General features: G+C 75.4%; 16 protein-coding genes. 8 read left to right on the forward strand and 8 right to left on the reverse strand.

Annotated elements, in window-relative coordinates; translation table 11 throughout:
- Positions 1 to 25: 25 nt before the first annotated feature.
- Together OG989_RS03310 and OG989_RS03315 are read right to left on the reverse strand one after the other, a co-directional pair.
- Positions 26 to 1,513, reverse strand: coding sequence for an MFS transporter (locus tag OG989_RS03310; protein WP_327029627.1), 1,488 nt, complete (start codon positions 1,511 to 1,513; stop codon positions 26 to 28).
- A gap of 32 nt (positions 1,514 to 1,545) precedes the next feature.
- Positions 1,546 to 1,857, reverse strand: a complete 312-nt coding sequence (locus OG989_RS03315; RefSeq protein ID WP_132230864.1) for an MGMT family protein — start codon at positions 1,855 to 1,857, stop codon at positions 1,546 to 1,548.
- Positions 1,858 to 1,870: 13 nt separating this feature from the next.
- Here OG989_RS03315 and proB point away from each other — a divergent pair, with 13 nt between their 5' ends.
- From proB to OG989_RS03355, 8 genes are all read left to right on the forward strand, one after another.
- On the forward strand, positions 1,871 to 3,028 hold the full coding sequence (gene proB, locus OG989_RS03320) for a glutamate 5-kinase (RefSeq protein ID WP_151456506.1): 1,158 nt from the start codon (positions 1,871 to 1,873) through the stop codon (positions 3,026 to 3,028).
- 11 nt (positions 3,029 to 3,039) lie between these two features.
- On the forward strand, positions 3,040 to 4,284 hold the full coding sequence (locus OG989_RS03325; RefSeq protein WP_327029628.1) for a glutamate-5-semialdehyde dehydrogenase: 1,245 nt from the start codon (positions 3,040 to 3,042) through the stop codon (positions 4,282 to 4,284).
- A gap of 112 nt (positions 4,285 to 4,396) precedes the next feature.
- Entirely contained in the window at positions 4,397 to 4,795 is a 399-nt protein-coding gene (locus OG989_RS03330) for a YbaB/EbfC family nucleoid-associated protein (RefSeq protein WP_327029629.1), read from the forward strand.
- A gap of 2 nt (positions 4,796 to 4,797) precedes the next feature.
- On the forward strand, positions 4,798 to 5,124 hold the full coding sequence (locus OG989_RS03335; RefSeq protein ID WP_132230860.1) for a hypothetical protein: 327 nt from the start codon (positions 4,798 to 4,800) through the stop codon (positions 5,122 to 5,124).
- Positions 5,125 to 5,216: 92 nt separating this feature from the next.
- Entirely contained in the window at positions 5,217 to 5,711 is a 495-nt protein-coding gene (locus OG989_RS03340; RefSeq protein ID WP_327029630.1) for a WXG100-like domain-containing protein, read from the forward strand.
- Positions 5,704 to 6,321 (forward strand): hypothetical protein, encoded by a 618-nt coding sequence (locus tag OG989_RS03345; RefSeq protein ID WP_151456502.1) that lies wholly within the window; start codon positions 5,704 to 5,706, stop codon positions 6,319 to 6,321. Before OG989_RS03340 ends, OG989_RS03345 begins: the two co-directional genes overlap by 8 nt.
- On the forward strand, positions 6,318 to 6,938 hold the full coding sequence (locus tag OG989_RS03350) for a hypothetical protein (RefSeq protein ID WP_151456501.1): 621 nt from the start codon (positions 6,318 to 6,320) through the stop codon (positions 6,936 to 6,938). Before OG989_RS03345 ends, OG989_RS03350 begins: the two co-directional genes overlap by 4 nt.
- A gap of 81 nt (positions 6,939 to 7,019) precedes the next feature.
- Entirely contained in the window at positions 7,020 to 7,535 is a 516-nt protein-coding gene (locus tag OG989_RS03355; protein WP_327029631.1) for an SUKH-4 family immunity protein, read from the forward strand.
- A 16-nt stretch (positions 7,536 to 7,551) separates the two neighbouring features.
- Here OG989_RS03355 and OG989_RS03360 read toward each other — a convergent pair whose 3' ends face one another.
- The 6 genes from OG989_RS03360 to OG989_RS03385 all read right to left on the reverse strand — a co-directional run bounded on the left by OG989_RS03360 (position 7,552) and on the right by OG989_RS03385 (position 14,748).
- Positions 7,552 to 8,373, reverse strand: coding sequence for a prenyltransferase/squalene oxidase repeat-containing protein (locus OG989_RS03360; protein ID WP_327029632.1), 822 nt, complete (start codon positions 8,371 to 8,373; stop codon positions 7,552 to 7,554).
- A gap of 99 nt (positions 8,374 to 8,472) precedes the next feature.
- On the reverse strand, positions 8,473 to 9,723 hold the full coding sequence (moeZ, locus tag OG989_RS03365; protein WP_327029633.1) for an adenylyltransferase/sulfurtransferase MoeZ: 1,251 nt from the start codon (positions 9,721 to 9,723) through the stop codon (positions 8,473 to 8,475).
- A 41-nt stretch (positions 9,724 to 9,764) separates the two neighbouring features.
- Entirely contained in the window at positions 9,765 to 10,490 is a 726-nt protein-coding gene (locus OG989_RS03370) for a DUF3152 domain-containing protein (RefSeq protein WP_327029634.1), read from the reverse strand.
- A 240-nt stretch (positions 10,491 to 10,730) separates the two neighbouring features.
- The gene (locus tag OG989_RS03375) at positions 10,731 to 11,582 is read right to left on the reverse strand and encodes a DUF3152 domain-containing protein (protein WP_327029635.1); all 852 of its coding nucleotides are present in this window, start codon (positions 11,580 to 11,582) and stop codon (positions 10,731 to 10,733) included.
- 104 nt (positions 11,583 to 11,686) lie between these two features.
- Positions 11,687 to 12,661, reverse strand: coding sequence for an alpha/beta fold hydrolase (locus OG989_RS03380; protein ID WP_151457774.1), 975 nt, complete (start codon positions 12,659 to 12,661; stop codon positions 11,687 to 11,689).
- A gap of 38 nt (positions 12,662 to 12,699) precedes the next feature.
- Positions 12,700 to 14,748 carry a hypothetical protein gene (locus OG989_RS03385; protein ID WP_442791939.1) on the reverse strand — a complete coding sequence of 683 codons (2,049 nt, stop codon included), beginning with the start codon at positions 14,746 to 14,748 and terminating at the stop codon, positions 12,700 to 12,702.
- Positions 14,749 to 15,473 lie beyond the last annotated feature (725 nt).

The raw sequence follows: 15,473 nt of genomic DNA on the forward strand, positions 1-15,473 counted from the left end.
AGTCGTGGTGCCCTTTCCGTGGGGGTCAGCGGCTTTCCTCCCCCACCACAACCGCATGATCGGCGGGGTGGGTGCGGGGGTGCGGGGTGGGGGTGGCGGCGGCCAGGCGGGCCGGGGTCAGGTCGTAGGGGCGGAGGGCCAGGACGGCCAGGCCGACCAGGAGGGCGGGGAGGACCGTGAAGCCGAGCAGGATGCCGAGGCGGGCGGTGCCGGACTGGGTGGCCGCCGTGCCGGTGTCGGAGGAGACGTAGCCGCTGAGCTGGAGCACCAGGCCGAAGATGCCCGGCCCGAGGGCCAGCCCGAAGGTCTCCCCGGCCGTCCAGAGCCCGGTGAAGACACCGGCCTGCCGCCGGCCGGTGCGCGCCGTGTCGTACGCGATGCAGTCCGGGAGCATGGCGAGGGCGAACACCTGCTGCCCGGCGTAGCCGACGCCGATCAGCGCGACCAGCAGGTAGACCACGAGCGGAGGCAGCACCGGGGCGGCGACCAGGGCCAGCGCGCCCACCGCGAAGATCAACGAGGCGGCGACCAGCGCGGCGAGCTTGCCGACCCGCGCCCCGACCCGGGTCCAGAGCGGCATCACCAGCAGCGCCGGCCCGACGAAGCAGGCGAACAGGACCGTCGGCCCGCCCTTGGGATCGCGCAGGATCTGGTCGGCGAAGTAGTTGACCCCGGCGAGGACGGTGGCCACCCCGGCGGACTGCACCACGAAGCAGACCAGCAGCGCCCGGAACGGTCGGTTGCGGGCGGCGACGGCGAGCTGCGCGCGCAGCGTCGGCTCGCTCTCCCCCACCGTGCCGCCGGGCGCGGAGCGGGTGCCGAGGAACGCGCCGACCGCCCCGAGCACGATCAGGCCGGCGACGAAGAGCCCCATCCAGCGGTGCCCGGGCACGCCTCCGCCACCGGCGTCGCGCACCAGCGGGGCCACCGCGCCGGAGACCAGGATGGCCAGCGCCAGCACCGCGATCCGCCAGGTCATCAGCCGGGTACGTTCGGCGTAGTCGCCGGTCAGCTCCGCCGGCATCGCCACGTACGGCACCTGGAAGAAGGCAAACGCGGTGGCGGTGGCGAGGAAGGCGAACGCCACGTACGCCCCGGCGGCCGGCCCGGCCCCGAACGGCGCGGCGAAGATGGCGGCGAAGAGCACGCCGAGGGCGAGCCCGGCGACCAGCAGGTACGGCCGGCGGGCGCCCCAGCGCGACCGGGTGCGGTCGGAGATCCGGCCGGCGACTGGGTTGACCAGCACGTCCCACGCCTTCGGCAGGAGCACCAGCAGGGCCGCCGCGCCCGCCGCGACGCCGAGGGTGTCAGTCAGGTACGGCAGCAGGAGCAGGCCGGGCACGGTGCCGAACGCGCCGGTCGCCAGCGAACCGAGCGCATAGCCGGCGTGCACCCGGCGCGGCAGCACGCCCGAGGCGGACGTCGGGCCGGCGCCGGCCGGTGCGGTGGGCGTTGGGCCGGCGGGCGGCGGCGCGGCGGGCGGGGAGCCGGCTCCACCCGGCGGCGCGTCCATGACGCCGAATGTTACTCACGTTATGGCACGGGTCACATCCCCTCCTCGGGCGACCAGCTCGCCCTCATGTCCACCCCGTCGCCGCGTAGCGGCGTTCCCTCGGCGCGCAGCCGGGCCCGCGCCTCCCGCTCGTGCCCGGGTGGCAGGCGGCCGGCCGCGTTCACGACCCGGTGCCAGGGCACTCCCCCGCCGTGCCGGGCCATGATCGAGCCGACCAGCCTGGCCGACGCCCGCCCCGAACGTTCGGCCAGCGCGTCGGCCACCGCCCCGTACGACATCACCCGGCCCGGCGGGATCCGCTCGACGAGCTCCAGCACCGCCTCGACGTACTCGTCAGGTCTCACGACCGGCCACGATATGAGAACGCGCCGGGGCGTGCCGGGACCGACCACGCAGAATGGGCGGGTGCGTGACATGGTCACGGCGGCCCGGCGGGTCGTCGTCAAGATCGGATCCTCCTCGTTGACCACCGCCGAAGGCGGGCTGGACGACGGGCGGGTCGGCGCGCTCGTCGGCACCCTGGGCGCGCTCGCCGCCGAGGGCCGGGAGGTCGTGCTGGTCAGCTCCGGCGCGATCGCCGCCGGCCTCGCGCCGCTGGGGCTGTCCCGGCGCCCGCGCGACCTGGCCACCCAGCAGGCCGCCGCCAGCGTCGGGCAGGGCCTGCTGATCGGCCGGTACGCGGCCGCCTTCGCCCGGCACGGGCTGACCGTCGGGCAGGTGCTGCTCACCGTCGACGACGTGACCCGGCGGGCGCACTACCGCAACGCGTACCGCACGCTGCGCAAGCTGCTCGACCTGCGGGCGGTGCCGATCGTCAACGAGAACGACACGGTCGCCACCGAGGAGATCCGCTTCGGCGACAACGACCGGTTGGCCGCCCTCGTCGCCGCCCTGGTCCACGCCGACCTGCTGGTGCTCCTCTCCGACGTGGACGCCCTCTGGACCGGCGACCCCACCCGCCCGGGCTCCAGCCGGATCAGCGAGGTGCACGACGAGCGGGACCTCACCGGGGTCGACATCGGCGGCGCCGGCCGGGCCGGCGTGGGCACCGGCGGCATGGTGACGAAGGTGGAGGCGGCCCGGATCGCGACCGGGTTCGGCATCCCGGTGGTGCTGACCGCCGCGCCGCTGGCCGCCCCCGTGCTGGCCGGCGAGCCCGTCGGCACCCTGTTCCACCCGAGCCGCCGACGCCCGACGGCCCGGCTCTTCTGGCTGGCCCACGCCACCACTCCCCGGGGGCGGCTGCACCTCGACCCGGGCGCGGTCGCGGCGGTGGTGGGCCGCCGCAAGTCGCTGCTGCCCGCCGGGATCACGGCCGTGGACGGGGCGTTCACCGCCGGCGACCCGGTCGACCTGGTGGACGTCGAGGGCGCGCCGGTCGCCCGGGGACTGGTCAACTACGACGCGGTCGAGCTGCCCGGGCTGCTCGGCCGCTCCACCACGGAACTCGCCGCGGCGCTCGGCCCGGCGTACGAACGGGAGGTCGTCCACCGCGACGACCTCGTACTGCTGTGAGGAGTGCGGCGATGAGCGTGAGCGAACAGGCCCGGCGGGCGCGTACGGCGGCGGAGGCGCTGGCCGTCGCCACGCGTACGGCCAAGGACACCGCGCTGGTGGCGATGGCCGACGCGCTGGTGGCGCGTACGCCGGAGATCCTGGCCGCGAACGCGACGGACCTGGCGGCCGGGCGCGGGGCCGGGCTGAGCGCGGCCGTGCTGGACCGGCTCGCCCTCGACGCGGGGCGGGTGGCCGGCATCGCCGACGCGCTGCGGCAGATGGCCGCCCTGCCGGACCCGGTGGGCGAGGTGGTCCGGGGCTCGACCCTGCCCAACGGGCTGGAGCTGCGCCAGATCCGGGTGCCGTTCGGCGTGGTGGGCATCATCTACGAGGCCCGGCCGAACGTGACGGTCGACGCCGCCGGCATCTGCCTGAAGTCCGGCAACGCGGCGCTGCTGCGCGGCTCCTCGTCGGCGGCCCACTCCAACGCCGCCCTGGTCGCCGTGCTGCGGGACGCGGTGACCGACGCCGGCCTGCCGGCGGACGCGGTACAGCTCCTCGACGCCGGCAGCCGCGACTCGGTCAAGGAGCTGATGCGCGCCCGGGGCCTGGTCGACGTGCTGATCCCGCGCGGCGGCGCGTCCCTGATCCGCACGGTGGTGGAGGAGTCCACCGTGCCGGTCATCGAGACCGGCGTGGGCAACTGCCACGTCTACGTCGACGCCACCGCCGACCTGGCCAAGGCCGTCGCGATCGCGCTGAACGCGAAGACCCAGCGGCTCTCCACCTGCAACACCGCCGAGTCGCTGCTCGTGCACGCGGCGGTCGCCGACGCCTTCCTGCCGCCGGTGCTGGCCGCCTTCGCCGAGGCCGGCGTCACCGTGCACGGCGACGAGCGGGTCGCCGCCCACTCGGCCGCCGTGCGGCCGGCCACCGACGAGGACTTCGCCACCGAGTACCTCTCCGCCGACATCGCGGTCGCCGTCGTCGACTCGCTCGACGCGGCGGTCGCGCACATCCGGCGGTACGGCACCGGGCACACCGAGGCGATCGTCACCGACTCGACCACCGCCGCCCGGGAGTTCGTGGCCCGGGTGGACGCGGCGGCGGTGATGGTCAACGCCTCGACCCGGTTCACCGACGGCGGCGAGTTCGGCTTCGGCGCCGAGATCGGCATCTCCACCCAGAAGCTGCACGCGCGCGGCCCGATGGGCCTGCCCGAGCTGACCTCCACCAAGTACGTGGTGACCGGGGACGGCCACCTGCGCGGCTGAACCATCGCCGACGCTCGCGAGTGCCCGGACGGCCGTGGGCGGGGCCACCGTCGGATTGCGGGTGACCGCTAGTCTGGGTCGGGTTCGGCACGGCTTGTCTTGGGGAGGCGGCATGCTGGGCGAGAGTGCCCTGGAACAGCAACTGGCGCAGGCGCGGGCCGCGCTGCGCGAGGTGGGCGGCGGCGCCGCGCCCCGGGAGCGGGTGGAGTCGGTGGCCGAGGCCGCCGAGGGCCGCATCCGGGTCACGCTCGGCACCGACGGCCGGGTGAGCGCCGTCGACATCGACCCCCGGGTGCTCCGGGAGGGCTCGGAATACCTCGCCGCCGAGCTGCGCCAGGCGGTCAACGCCGCGCTCGACGGCCAGGACGACGGGGTCGCCGCCACCGAGCCGATGCCCGACCTCGCCGCGATGACCGCCACCATCGAACGCCTCCAGGACCAGGGCCTGCGGCAGATGCGGGAGATCAGCCAGGCCGTCAGCGAGACAATGCGGAAACTGCACGGGAGCTGAGCGTGGAGAGCCTCGACGTCGACCTCGACGCGCTGGGTCGCGGCGCGGACGAGTTGGAACGAGCCAAGGAGTCCGTCCGCCAGGTCTTCGAGGGCTTCCAGGCGGCGGCCGGCGGCTACGCCGCGGCCTTCGGCGGCGACGACATCGGCTCGCTGCTCGGCGTCGCCCACCAGGCGTGCGTGGACGCGCTGGCCGAGTGCCTCGGCACCAACATCACCGAGCTGGAGAGCTACGTCGACGGCCTGCGCGGGATGGCCGACGGCTACCGCGCCGCCGAGGAGAACGCGGCCGCGTCCTTCCGCTCGATCCTCGGCTCGCTGGGTGCCTGAACCGCCGGGCCTCGGCTCGCCCCGGGTGGCTGAGCCGCCCGCCCTCGGCTCGCCCCGGTGGCTGAGTCGCCCGATCTAGGAAAGGAGTCGCGGTGGGACTGACGCTCCCGGGTGAGCTCGCCTCCCTGCTCTCGATGCTCGGCTACGAGTGGCCACAGTCGGACGAGACGGCGATCTTCCAGCTCGCCGGGGAGTGGACCGGCATGGCCGGTCAGATCTCCGGATCGGTCGCGCAGCTGGAGGCGGCGGCGCGGACGGTGCTCGACAACAACCGGGGCCAGAGCTTCACCGCCTTCGCGGGCGAGTGGAACGACGGCGAGTCGGCCGCGCGCAACATCGCCGACGTCGCCCGCCCGGCCACCGTCATCGGCGTCGGGCTGATGGTCGCGGCGGGCGTGGTGCTGGCCCTGAAGATCCAGGTGATCATCCAACTGGTCCTGCTGGCGATCCAGATCGCGCAGGCCATCGTGACGGCGGCGGTCACCTTCGGGGCGTCCCTCCTCCAGATCCCGATCTTCAAGATGATCACCGGTTTCATCATCGACCAGCTCATCGGCATGGCCGTGGAGACGGTGCTCAATGGCTAGGAAGCGGACCAGCCCGCCCCGGCAGACGCAGGCCAAGGGCGCCCGCGTCGTCTCGGCCTACCTGGAGAACGCCGACGTCTTCCGCACCGCCAAGTCGGCCGGCACGAAGCCGAAGGGCCCGGCGGTGCTGGTGCTGAAGAACCGGCCGGACTTCGACCGGCGGGACTTCGACCGCAAGGCCCGCGACCTGCAACGGCTCGGCCAGGACGGGGCGCTGAAGAAGGCGCCGTCGGACCGGGACAGCAACAAGGTCTACGACCCCTCGACCGGCAAGCGCCGCACCCGTACGAACATCTACCGGGACCGGATGATCCGCAGCCTCACCAAGGACGGCCGCCTCACCCAGGACATGGGCACCCCGGAGACGAACAAATACCTGGCCAACAAGAACGTGGTCGAGCGCCTCTACGCGGGCAAGGGGCCGATCACCGCCCGGGGCCAGGGCTACGACCCCGACCACATCCAGGAGCTGCAACTGGACGGAACGGACACGTACGATAACCTCAGGCCGATGGACGCCTGGACGAATCGCCAGCTCGGCAGCGACATCTCCGTCGCGCTGCGGGACGTTCCCGAGGGCACCCCGGTCATCGTGAAGGTGATCCCGTGACCGCCCCCCAGGACCCGGCGCGCCTGGACCGGATCCGGGAGAAGCTCACGCTGCTGCGGCGCCTGGAGGCCGAGCACGGCTTCGGCGTGGTCATCGGCGAGCCGAGCCCGCTGGAGCCGATCCCCGACCTGCCCGGCGTGGCCGAGGTCTACGGTCTCTTCGGCCGGCTGGCCGGCGACAACTTCCGGTTCGACCCGCCCGAGGAGATCCGCAGCCCGGCGGCCTGGGCGGCCCGCACGGTGGACGAGGACGACCCGATGGGCAGCCCGCTCGCGGTCGGCCACGAGGTGCACAGCATCCCGCCCCGGCTGCGCGGCGAGATCGGGGCGGGGGCGCCGATCCGCCTCGACACCGAGGATCTCGACGTCTACTGGATGGAGCCCGACGACTACGTCTTCCAGTACGAGCACCCCGACGAGGACGTGGAGTTCACCGTCCTCGCGCCCGACGTGGCCACGTTCTTCGACGAGCACGTGCTCGGCCCCGGCTACCCGGAGCTGGTCGCCGTCGTTCTCGGGCCCGGCGTCCGGGACCAGCGGCTCCGCAAGGGCCGGCACGCCGGCGAGTACGCCGACAACTGGCGGCGCCTGCTGATCGCCGCCGACCTGGCGTCCTGACGCCGCTGCGCACCCGGCGTCCCGGCCCCGCCACGTGCGGCGCCCGCACCCCCTCCACATCCGAGACGCAAAGGACCACCGATGGCCGCTGACCCCCGGTTCCGCTCACTGTGGAACGAGGACGAGCTCATCCCGTACCCGCGCGAGGCGTGGCTGGAGGGGGGATTCGACCCCGACCTGCTGCCCGCCGGCGACGAGATCCCGCTCGACGTGGCGGTCGTCTACACCGCGTTCCTCGAAGGCGACATCGAGCTGTTCGACACGATCCAGCTGAGCACCGAGGACGGCTCCCTGGACATCCGGTTGATCGTGGTCGGCGCGGTCGCCGACCACCCGGAGCTGCTCTACGTGCTCGACCCGCGGACGGGCGAGATCCTCCAGTTCGACCTGGAGCAGCAGGACATCCAGGCCGTCAACAGCACCTTCCGCACCTTCGTCGAGTTCCTCTACCAGTTCGCGCTCTTCGTGGAGGCCGACGAGGGCAAGCCGGGCCGGGCCGAGCGGGCGGAGACGCTGCGTACCGTCCTGGAGAGCATCGACCGCGCCGCCTTCGCCCCGGACGCCTGGTGGCCACTGGTGATCAGCCAGCTCAAGTGAGGCCGGCAGGTGGAGCTCAGCGGCAGGCTCGGATCGCGCTCAGCGTGGTGTGCACGTCGAACTGGGGCCCGTCGTCGCTCTCCCACCCGCCGTCGCTGCGCTGGGTCTCGGCCAGCCGCCGCCGCGCCCGCCCCAGCAGCCAGTCCTGCCCGTCGATGCCGACGCGGCGCAGCGTCGCGGCCAGCCAGGCCACGTCGCCCGGGGACAGCTCCGGCACCCGCTCGGCGAGGATCACCTGGATCCGCGCCGCCTCGTGGAACATCTCCTGCCGGTGCAGGACCGCCGCGCTCAGCCAGCCGGCGGGCAGGAAGGACGGCCAGCCGCCGTCCGGGCGCAGCCGGGCGACGAGCGACTGGGCGGCGGCCTGCACGACGCCCGCGTACGCGCCGCCGACCCGGTGGTCGAGCGGCCCCGCCGCCCGCGCGTCCAGGCCGGCGACGGTCAGCCAGAACCCGGCGTTCGCGGTCAGGTGGAACGCCGCCTCGGGGTCGCCCGGCCGGGCCCACTCGGGGGCCACGTCGGCCAGCGCCGGGTCCTCCTCCCAGCCGCCGTCGGGCGACTGCCGCGCGGCCAGCCAGTCCAGGGCCCGGCGGGCGGCCGGACGACCGAGCGCGCCGAGGTCGTCCAACTCGGACAGGCGGAAACAGGTGGCGTCCACGGAGGAGACTGCCCCGCCCAGCGTCGCCGGCCAGCCGCCGTCGGGCGCCTGGCCGACCTCGGCGGCGTCGAGCAGTCCGGGAGGTGGCGGCACGCCGGTGCGCAGCCGGGACAGCCGGGCCCGGTCCACCGCGTCCCCGTGTGCCACGACGAACCCGACCGCCGCATCGATGTCGACCACGGCGGCAACGCTACCTGCGCAAACGTGATCACGCCTCGGCGAATCGGCCGAGGGCGCAGGGGTCGGGACGGCCCCCGCGACCTCGGCCGACGGCGCGGGTCAGTACGCCGGCAGCGACGGGTCGATCTGCTTGATCCAGGAGAGCACGCCGCCCTGCACGTGCACCGCGTCGCGGAAGCCGGCCGACTTGAGTGCGGCGAGCGCCTCCGCCGAGCGGACCCCGGACTTGCAGTGCAGCACGATCTGCCGGTCCTGCGGCAGCTTGGCGAGCGCCTCGCCCGAGATGATCTCGCCCTTGGGGATCAGCGTCGCGCCGGGGATCCGGACGATCTCGTACTCGGCCGGCTCGCGGACGTCGACGAGGAAGATGTCCTTGCCCGCGTCCTGCCACTCCTTGAGCTCCAGCGCGGTGATGGTCGCGTCGACCACCGCCTCCTGGGCCTCCTCCGACACCGCGCCGCAGAAGTCCTCGTAGTCCTCCAGCAGGTCGGTGACCGTGGGGTTCTCGCCGCAGAGCACGCAGTTCGGGTCCTTGCGGACCTTGATCTTGCGGTAGCTCATCTCCAGGGCGTCGTAGACCATCAGCCGGCCGACCAGCGGCTCCCCGATGCCGGCGAGCAGCTTGATCGCCTCGTTGACCTGGATGGAGCCGATCGACGCGCAGAGCACGCCGAGCACGCCACCCTCGGCGCAGGAGGGGACCATGCCGGGCGGCGGGGGCTCCGGGTAGAGGCAGCGGTAGCAGGGGCCGTGCTCGGCCCAGAACACCGACGCCTGGCCGTCGAAGCGGTAGATCGACCCCCAGACGTACGGCTTGCCGAGCAGCACCGCCGCGTCGTTGACCATGTAGCGGGTGGCGAAGTTGTCGGTGCCGTCGACGATCAGGTCGTAGCGGGAGAAGATGTCCCGCACGTTCTCCCGGTCCAGCGCAGTGTTGTGGATCTCCACGTTCACCAGGGGGTTGATCTCGCGGATCGAGGCCGCGGCCGACTCGGCCTTGGAGCGGCCCACGTCCGAGACGCCGTGGATGATCTGGCGCTGGAGGTTGGACTCGTCGACGGTGTCGAAGTCGATGATGCCGAGCGTGCCGACCCCGGCGGCGGCGAGGTACATCAGGGCCGGCGAGCCGAGGCCGCCGGCGCCGACACAGAGCACCCTGGCGTTCTTCAGCCGCTTCTGCCCCTCGACCCCGACGTCCGGGATGATCAGGTGGCGCGAGTAGCGGCGGATCTCGTCAACGGTCAGCTCGGCGGCGGGCTCGACGAGCGGGGGCAACGACACGGTGGACTCCCCGGGATCGGCTGAAGGCGAACCGGCCCATTGTCGCTCGCACCGGCCTCGATCGGCCATGAGGAGCGACACGTCGCCCGAACTGCGGGAAGGGGAATAACTCAGGTGCCGGGAACGAGCTCGCCGTCGTAGCGCGAGCCGTCGACGTACGGCCAGGCGTTGGCGACGCAGCCGTCCAGGCCGTACGTCTGCTGCTGCATCACCGGTGCCGGCTCGCCGGGCGCCGGGCAGGCCTGGTGTTCCTCGCCGAGTTCGTGGCCCACCTCGTGGTTGACCACGTAGGCGCGGTAGATCTCCAGCGGCGCCCCGTAGTCGGGGACCGCCTCCAGCCAGCGCGCCAGGTTGATGATCACCTGCCCGGGGAGCCGGCAGGAGGTGTAGCCCTCGGTGCTGAGCCCGCCCTCGGCGCACATCCGCTCCGAGGTCTCCGGGGTGGCAAGGTAGATGGTGAAGTCGGCGTCGTCCGCCTCCGCCACCCGCCGCAGCCGCAGCTCCTCAGAGGCGATCCAGCTGCGGGGGTCGCCCAGCACCTCGTCCACGATGGCGGCGAAGGCGGCGACGTTCTGGTCGGTGCCCTGCTCCACGGCCACCCGGTAGTGCCGGAGCGGCCCGTCGGTGCCCCACACCGGGGAGTCGCCGGGCGCGGTGGTGAAGTCGCCCGTACCCGTGCGGGGGTAGGCGGAGGGCCGTGCCCGCTCGTCCGCCCCCGCCGCGTACGACGTGCGGTTCCCGTCGCCCGTGGTCGGCACGGGCGCGCGGTCGCCGGCCCGGGCCAGCGTCACGGCGGCGGTCGCCGCGAGCAGGAGGGTGACGCCGAGCCCCACCACCCGACGGCCCCGGATCGGGGCCGACGGTCGCCACCAGCGCGTCGGCCGAGGTGACGACGGTCGGGTCGGCGTCGGGCGGCGTGCCGGGCCGGGCGGGTCGGAAGGGGACGACGACGTCATGGACCGAGCGTCCCACACTAATCGGGCGTTACGCCCCGAAAAACGCGAACCTCGCTCATCCCCCCAGGGGTGAATTCGGCCGGTCCCCCGGCTGGCGCCCGACGCCCGATCGCCGCCGGGTCAGAGCCGCGGGCCCGCGTACCGGCGACCGTCCCGGTACGGCCAGGGGTTGGCGACACAGCCGTTCAGGAAGAGCGTCTGCTGCATCATCACCGGCGCCACCCGGCCCCTGCCGGGACAGCGCTCGTGCCGGTGCCCCAACTGGTGCCCGACCTCGTGGTTCACCACGTACGTCCGGTAGACCGACAGCGGCACCTTCGCGCTCACGAAGTGCGGCACCGAGAGCCGCCAGCGGTCCAGGTTGATGATCACCTTGCCGGGCGCCCGGCACGACGTGTAGGGCTTCCCGCCCACCCGGATGTTCACCCCTCCGGCGGCACACAGCCGGCCCGCCGTCCTGGCCGTGGCGAGGTAGACCGTGAAGTCGTGCCGGGAGGCGGCGCGTACCTGCTGCAACCGCAGCTCGCCGTCGACCCAGCTCCCCGGCCCGGCGAGCGCCCGCTCGACGGCGGCGGCGAACTCGCCCGCGTCCTCGCCGGCGCCCGACTCCACGGCGACCCGGTAGCGGCGCAGCGTGCCCGCGTCACCCAGCACCGGGCCCACCCGGTCGTCGTAGCCGAAGCTGCCCCGGCCCGCGGACGGCACCGGCCCGGGCAGCCGGAGCACGGCCGGCGGTGGCTCGACGGCCGAGGGCGCCGCGGCGGGCGCGGACGGCAGCGGCGAGGCCGCCCCCGGCGCGAGCATCGGCGCGGGAGCCAGTTCCCCGGCGGTGAGCGCCTCCGCCCCGACGTCGGCGCCCCGCCGGTCGGCGATCACCGCCACCGCTCCACCGACGGCGAGCACCAGCGCGACCAGACCCACGAGACCCCGCCGACGCTCCGGACGGCGGTGCCGCGGGCGGGTCAGGTCCACGCCGCCGTCCCGTGGGGGCGACGTGGCCTGGGCACGACGGCGGCCCTCGACGGGAGCCGGGGCACGGCGGGTCGGGGCGGGGTGACGGGCAGGGGACATCCCGGTCAGCCTGCCACGTCGGACCGCCTGAGGGTGTCCCCCGTTTCGGTGAGCAGGCCCAACACGGCCCGGGCCACCAGGCGCGGCACCTCCAGTTGCGCCACGTGGCCGACCCCGTCGAGCATCAGCAGCCGGCTGTCCGGGACGACGCGGGCCGTCTGCGGGGCCACCCGCACGTCCACCAGCCGGTCGGCCCGCCCGCCGACGACCAGGGTGGGCGCCTCGACCGTCGCGGCGAGCCGCCACAGCGACCCCGACCCCGGCAGGTACGACCGCAGGAAGCTGGAGACCAGTCCCCGGAACGTCCGGACGTACGCGGCGGCGTAGTGCGCGGCCTCGTGCCGCACCCGGATCTCCTCCAGCGCCTCCTCCCGGCGCTGGTCGCAGATCCGGGTGAGGTCGGCCACGCAGGACTCCATCACCTGCTGGGCCATCACCTCGGGCGCGATCTGGGCCAGCCGCCAGGCGGCCAGGCGCTCGCCCCGGGGGATCGCCAGCAGCGGCAGCATCCGGCCCTGCAACGAGCGCCGGAAGTCCAGGAACGGCAGCGCCGGCGAGATCAGGGTCAGGCTCCGGACCAGGTCCGGCCGTACCGCCGCCACCTGCACCGAAACCGCCCCGCCCAGCGAGTTGCCGAACAGGTGCACCGGCCCCCGGCCGGAGTGCTCGATCCAGCGGATCACCCGGTCGGCGAAGGACGGGACGGTGTACCGGCGGCCCGGCTCACTGCGGCCGAACCCCGGCAGGTCGATGGCCTGCCCGTCGAGGTGGTCGGCGAGCAGGTACGCCAGGTCGGTCCAGTTCTGCGACGAACCGCCGAGCCCGTGCACGTAGAGCGCCGGCTCCGCGCCGGGTGCGGTGGCCGGCGTGTCCCGGACGTACGTCACCGTGCCGTCGAGGCGTACCTCCCGCCCCGGCCAGGGCGGTGGGACGGAGTGCTCGGGAAGGAGGTGGTCCGGCCGGAGGGTGGCGCGCTTCATGACTCCAGTCTGCCCGGGGCCGCAACGACCGGCAGCGCTCAGGCCAGCAGCGCCTCGATCCGGCGGTTGACCGCGGCCAGGGTGGCCCGGACGACCGCCTGCCGGGGGTCACCGGCGACCAGCGCGGAGCCGACGAGCTGCTCCACCCAGCCGTCACAGACGAGCAGCACCACGACCGTGGCCACGTCGCAGTTGCCGAAGGGCACCACGGCCGCGTGCTCGACGAAGCAGCGCCCACGGTCGGGGCCGGCGTCGGAGCCGGGCTCGCCGCCGCGCAGCAGCTCGTCCACCGCCGCCGCCGCGGCCACCGCGCAGAGCCGCAGCACGTACCCGTCGACGGCCGGCCCGGTCGAGTAGCCGGCGGCGCTCTCCCCGCCGGCCAGCAGGCGTACCTCCACGGTGGCGTCGAGCCCGAAGGTGCTCACCTGGACGTGGTCGATCACCACCCGGGGGCCCACCGCGCCGCCGGTGTCCAGCGGCCGGGACGGCGCGGTCTCCGTCGTCGTCACCTGCCCACCGGAGTACGACGTACCGACGGTCGCCGGGGCACCGGCCGGAGTCCCGGAAGGGGCGGCGGAGACCGAGCCGGGCTCCTCCACCGTGGCCCGGCCCCGGTGCGGGGCGACGGGCTGCCGCCGCCGGCGCGGGGTCTCGGGCGCCGCCTCGGGACGCTGTTCGGCCCGGGGCGACGCGGCCTCCGACGGGCCGCCGGTCACCCTGGCGCCGGGCACCCGGGGCTCTGCGGAGGACGGCTCGGCGGGGCGTGCCGCGACGCCCGCCGACCTGGGGTCGGCACCGCGCGGCTCCGCCGACCGGCGGCGCACCGGCGGGGCGGGTGCCGCTGGCATGCCGGGCAGGTTCTGCGGCGCGGCGGCCAGCCCCATCCGGTCCTGGAGCAGGCGGGCGACCTGCCGGCTCACCTCGGCCGGGTCGGCCCCGTCGGCGAGGTCGAGCCGCAGGCTGTGCGCGCCGGCCGGGGTACGGCGCAGCGCCGCGTCGCGGACACCGGCCACGCCACGGACGGCGTCGAGGATGGCGTTGACGTCGAAGCCCTCCGGGCGCTCCCGCGGCGGGGCAGGCTCGTCCTCGCGGCGCAGATGGGTGGCGATGCGGGCGAGTTCGGGGGTCTCGGCAGGTGGCTCCACGGCTGGCGGCTCCGGCACGACGGGCACGTCCGGCTCGGCGGGGACGCGCTGCGGCAACACCGCCGATGCGGACTCCGGCGCCGGGTCGGCGGCGGCCGGCGGGGCCGGCTCGGGCGCGGACCGGCGGGCCGCGTAGGGGGGTGCGCTCGTCGGGGCGGGCCCGGACGGGGTGCGCTCACGCCGCTCGAACCCGCTGGTGGCGGCCTCGGCGGCGGGCTGCGGGCCGCCCGGCGGCCTCGGGGCCGGCTCCGCGCTCTCCGGCCGGAGCCGGAACGGCCGGGTGACCCGGTCCGGGGTGTCCTCGGCGCGGGCCGCCGCGGCGGCGGTTTCCGGGGCGTACGCGAGCGGGGGCGCGCCCGCCGGCGCGGGGACCGACCCGCCCGACGCCCAGGCCGGTCGCTCGGTCGGGGCCGGCGGTTCGGCCTCGGGCCCCGTGAGCCGGTCGGCGGGGGCGGACGGTCGCTCGTACGCCGGCCGGGGCACCGGCGCGGTCTGGGCGACGTCGTAGGGGCGGCCGGGCTCGCGGGGCGGATCGTAGGGGCGGGGAGACTCGGCGCGCGACGGCTCGTGCGGTCGTTGCGGCTCACCGGCCCAGGCCGGCGGCTGTTCCTCGCGGGACCGGCGACCGACGGGCTCGGGCTCCTCGCGGGCTCGGCGCCCCGCCGGCTCGGCGTCCTCCCGGGAGCGACGGCCCACCGGCTCGGCCTCCTCCCGGGACCAGGGCGGCGCCCACGCGGCACCCCAGCTCGGGCGGTTCCAGTTCGGGCCGGTCCAGTCCGGTTCGGTGCTCGGCGGCCACTCGGCGGCCGACTGTCGGGAACCGCCCGGTTCCGACCGGGACGACGGTTCCCGGTCGCCGCCCGGAACGTGCTGCGCACCGGCCGCCGGTTCGGCGACCGGGGACCGGTCGGCACCCGGGTCCGCGCCGAAGCCACGCCCCACCCGCTCGTGCCCCGCGGCGTGCGGCGCGCGGTCCCGGTCGAACCCGCCCGGCGCGCGCTCCTGGCCGGGGGCGCCCAGCGTCCGCTCCGCGTGGGGGCCGTCCGGGGCGCGGCCCTGGCCCGGCCCACCGGCGGCGCGGTCCTGGCCGAACTCCCCCGGTGCGCCGTCCGTGCCGGTGGCGACCGGATCGGCGTCCCGGTCGTCGCGGAAGGCGCGGTCCGCGCCCAACGCGCGGTCGACGCCGGCGAGCCGGTCGCCAACGGCCGCGCGGTCGCCGGCCGTCGCGCGGTCGCCGGTGGCGGGCGCGGTATCAACCGGGCGTTCGGTGGGCGGGCGTTCGGTGGGCGGCGGGAGGTGGCGCGGGTCGGGGGCCGACGGCTCCGGTGCGTAGTGGTCGCTCCAGCCGCGCGGCGGGCCGGCGGCCGACGGGGGCTCGTCGGCGGCGACACGGTCGGCCGTCGGCGCGTGGAAGCCGGGCGGCACCTCGAAGCCGCTGGCGGCGGTGCCCACCGGCGGGACCTGGACGGCGGGGGGCGCCGACGTCGGCAGCCCCGGCTCCGACCAGCGGTTCTGGCGGCCGGTCGACGGGTCCTCGGCGGAGCGCCGGGCCGGACGGGACTCGGGGTCGGTGAACCCGTGCTGCGTCCCGGGCGGCTGCTCGGCCGTCGGCGCTGGGCGCTGCGCGGGCACCACCAGCCGGTCGTTGCCCGGGTCGCGGCGCTGGT

The organism is Micromonospora sp. NBC_01740 (assembly GCF_035920365.1).
GTDB classification, from domain to species: domain Bacteria; phylum Actinomycetota; class Actinomycetes; order Mycobacteriales; family Micromonosporaceae; genus Micromonospora; species Micromonospora reichwaldensis.

Bases quoted from the DNA above. Each gene is read 5' to 3' on its own strand.
- OG989_RS03310 (WP_327029627.1), bottom strand. From the start codon at position 1,513: ATGGACGCGCCGCCGGGTGGAGCCGGCTCCCCGCCCGCCGCGCCGCCG.
- proB (WP_151456506.1), top strand. From the start codon at position 1,871: ATGAGAACGCGCCGGGGCGTGCCGGGACCGACCACGCAGAATGGGCGG.
- moeZ (WP_327029633.1), bottom strand. From the start codon at position 9,723: ATGGCCGATCGAGGCCGGTGCGAGCGACAATGGGCCGGTTCGCCTTCA.
- OG989_RS03345 (WP_151456502.1), top strand. From the start codon at position 5,704: ATGGCTAGGAAGCGGACCAGCCCGCCCCGGCAGACGCAGGCCAAGGGC.
- OG989_RS03330 (WP_327029629.1), top strand. From the start codon at position 4,397: ATGCTGGGCGAGAGTGCCCTGGAACAGCAACTGGCGCAGGCGCGGGCC.
- OG989_RS03325 (WP_327029628.1), top strand. From the start codon at position 3,040: ATGAGCGTGAGCGAACAGGCCCGGCGGGCGCGTACGGCGGCGGAGGCG.
- OG989_RS03355 (WP_327029631.1), top strand. From the start codon at position 7,020: ATGGCCGCTGACCCCCGGTTCCGCTCACTGTGGAACGAGGACGAGCTC.
- OG989_RS03380 (WP_151457774.1), bottom strand. From the start codon at position 12,661: ATGAAGCGCGCCACCCTCCGGCCGGACCACCTCCTTCCCGAGCACTCC.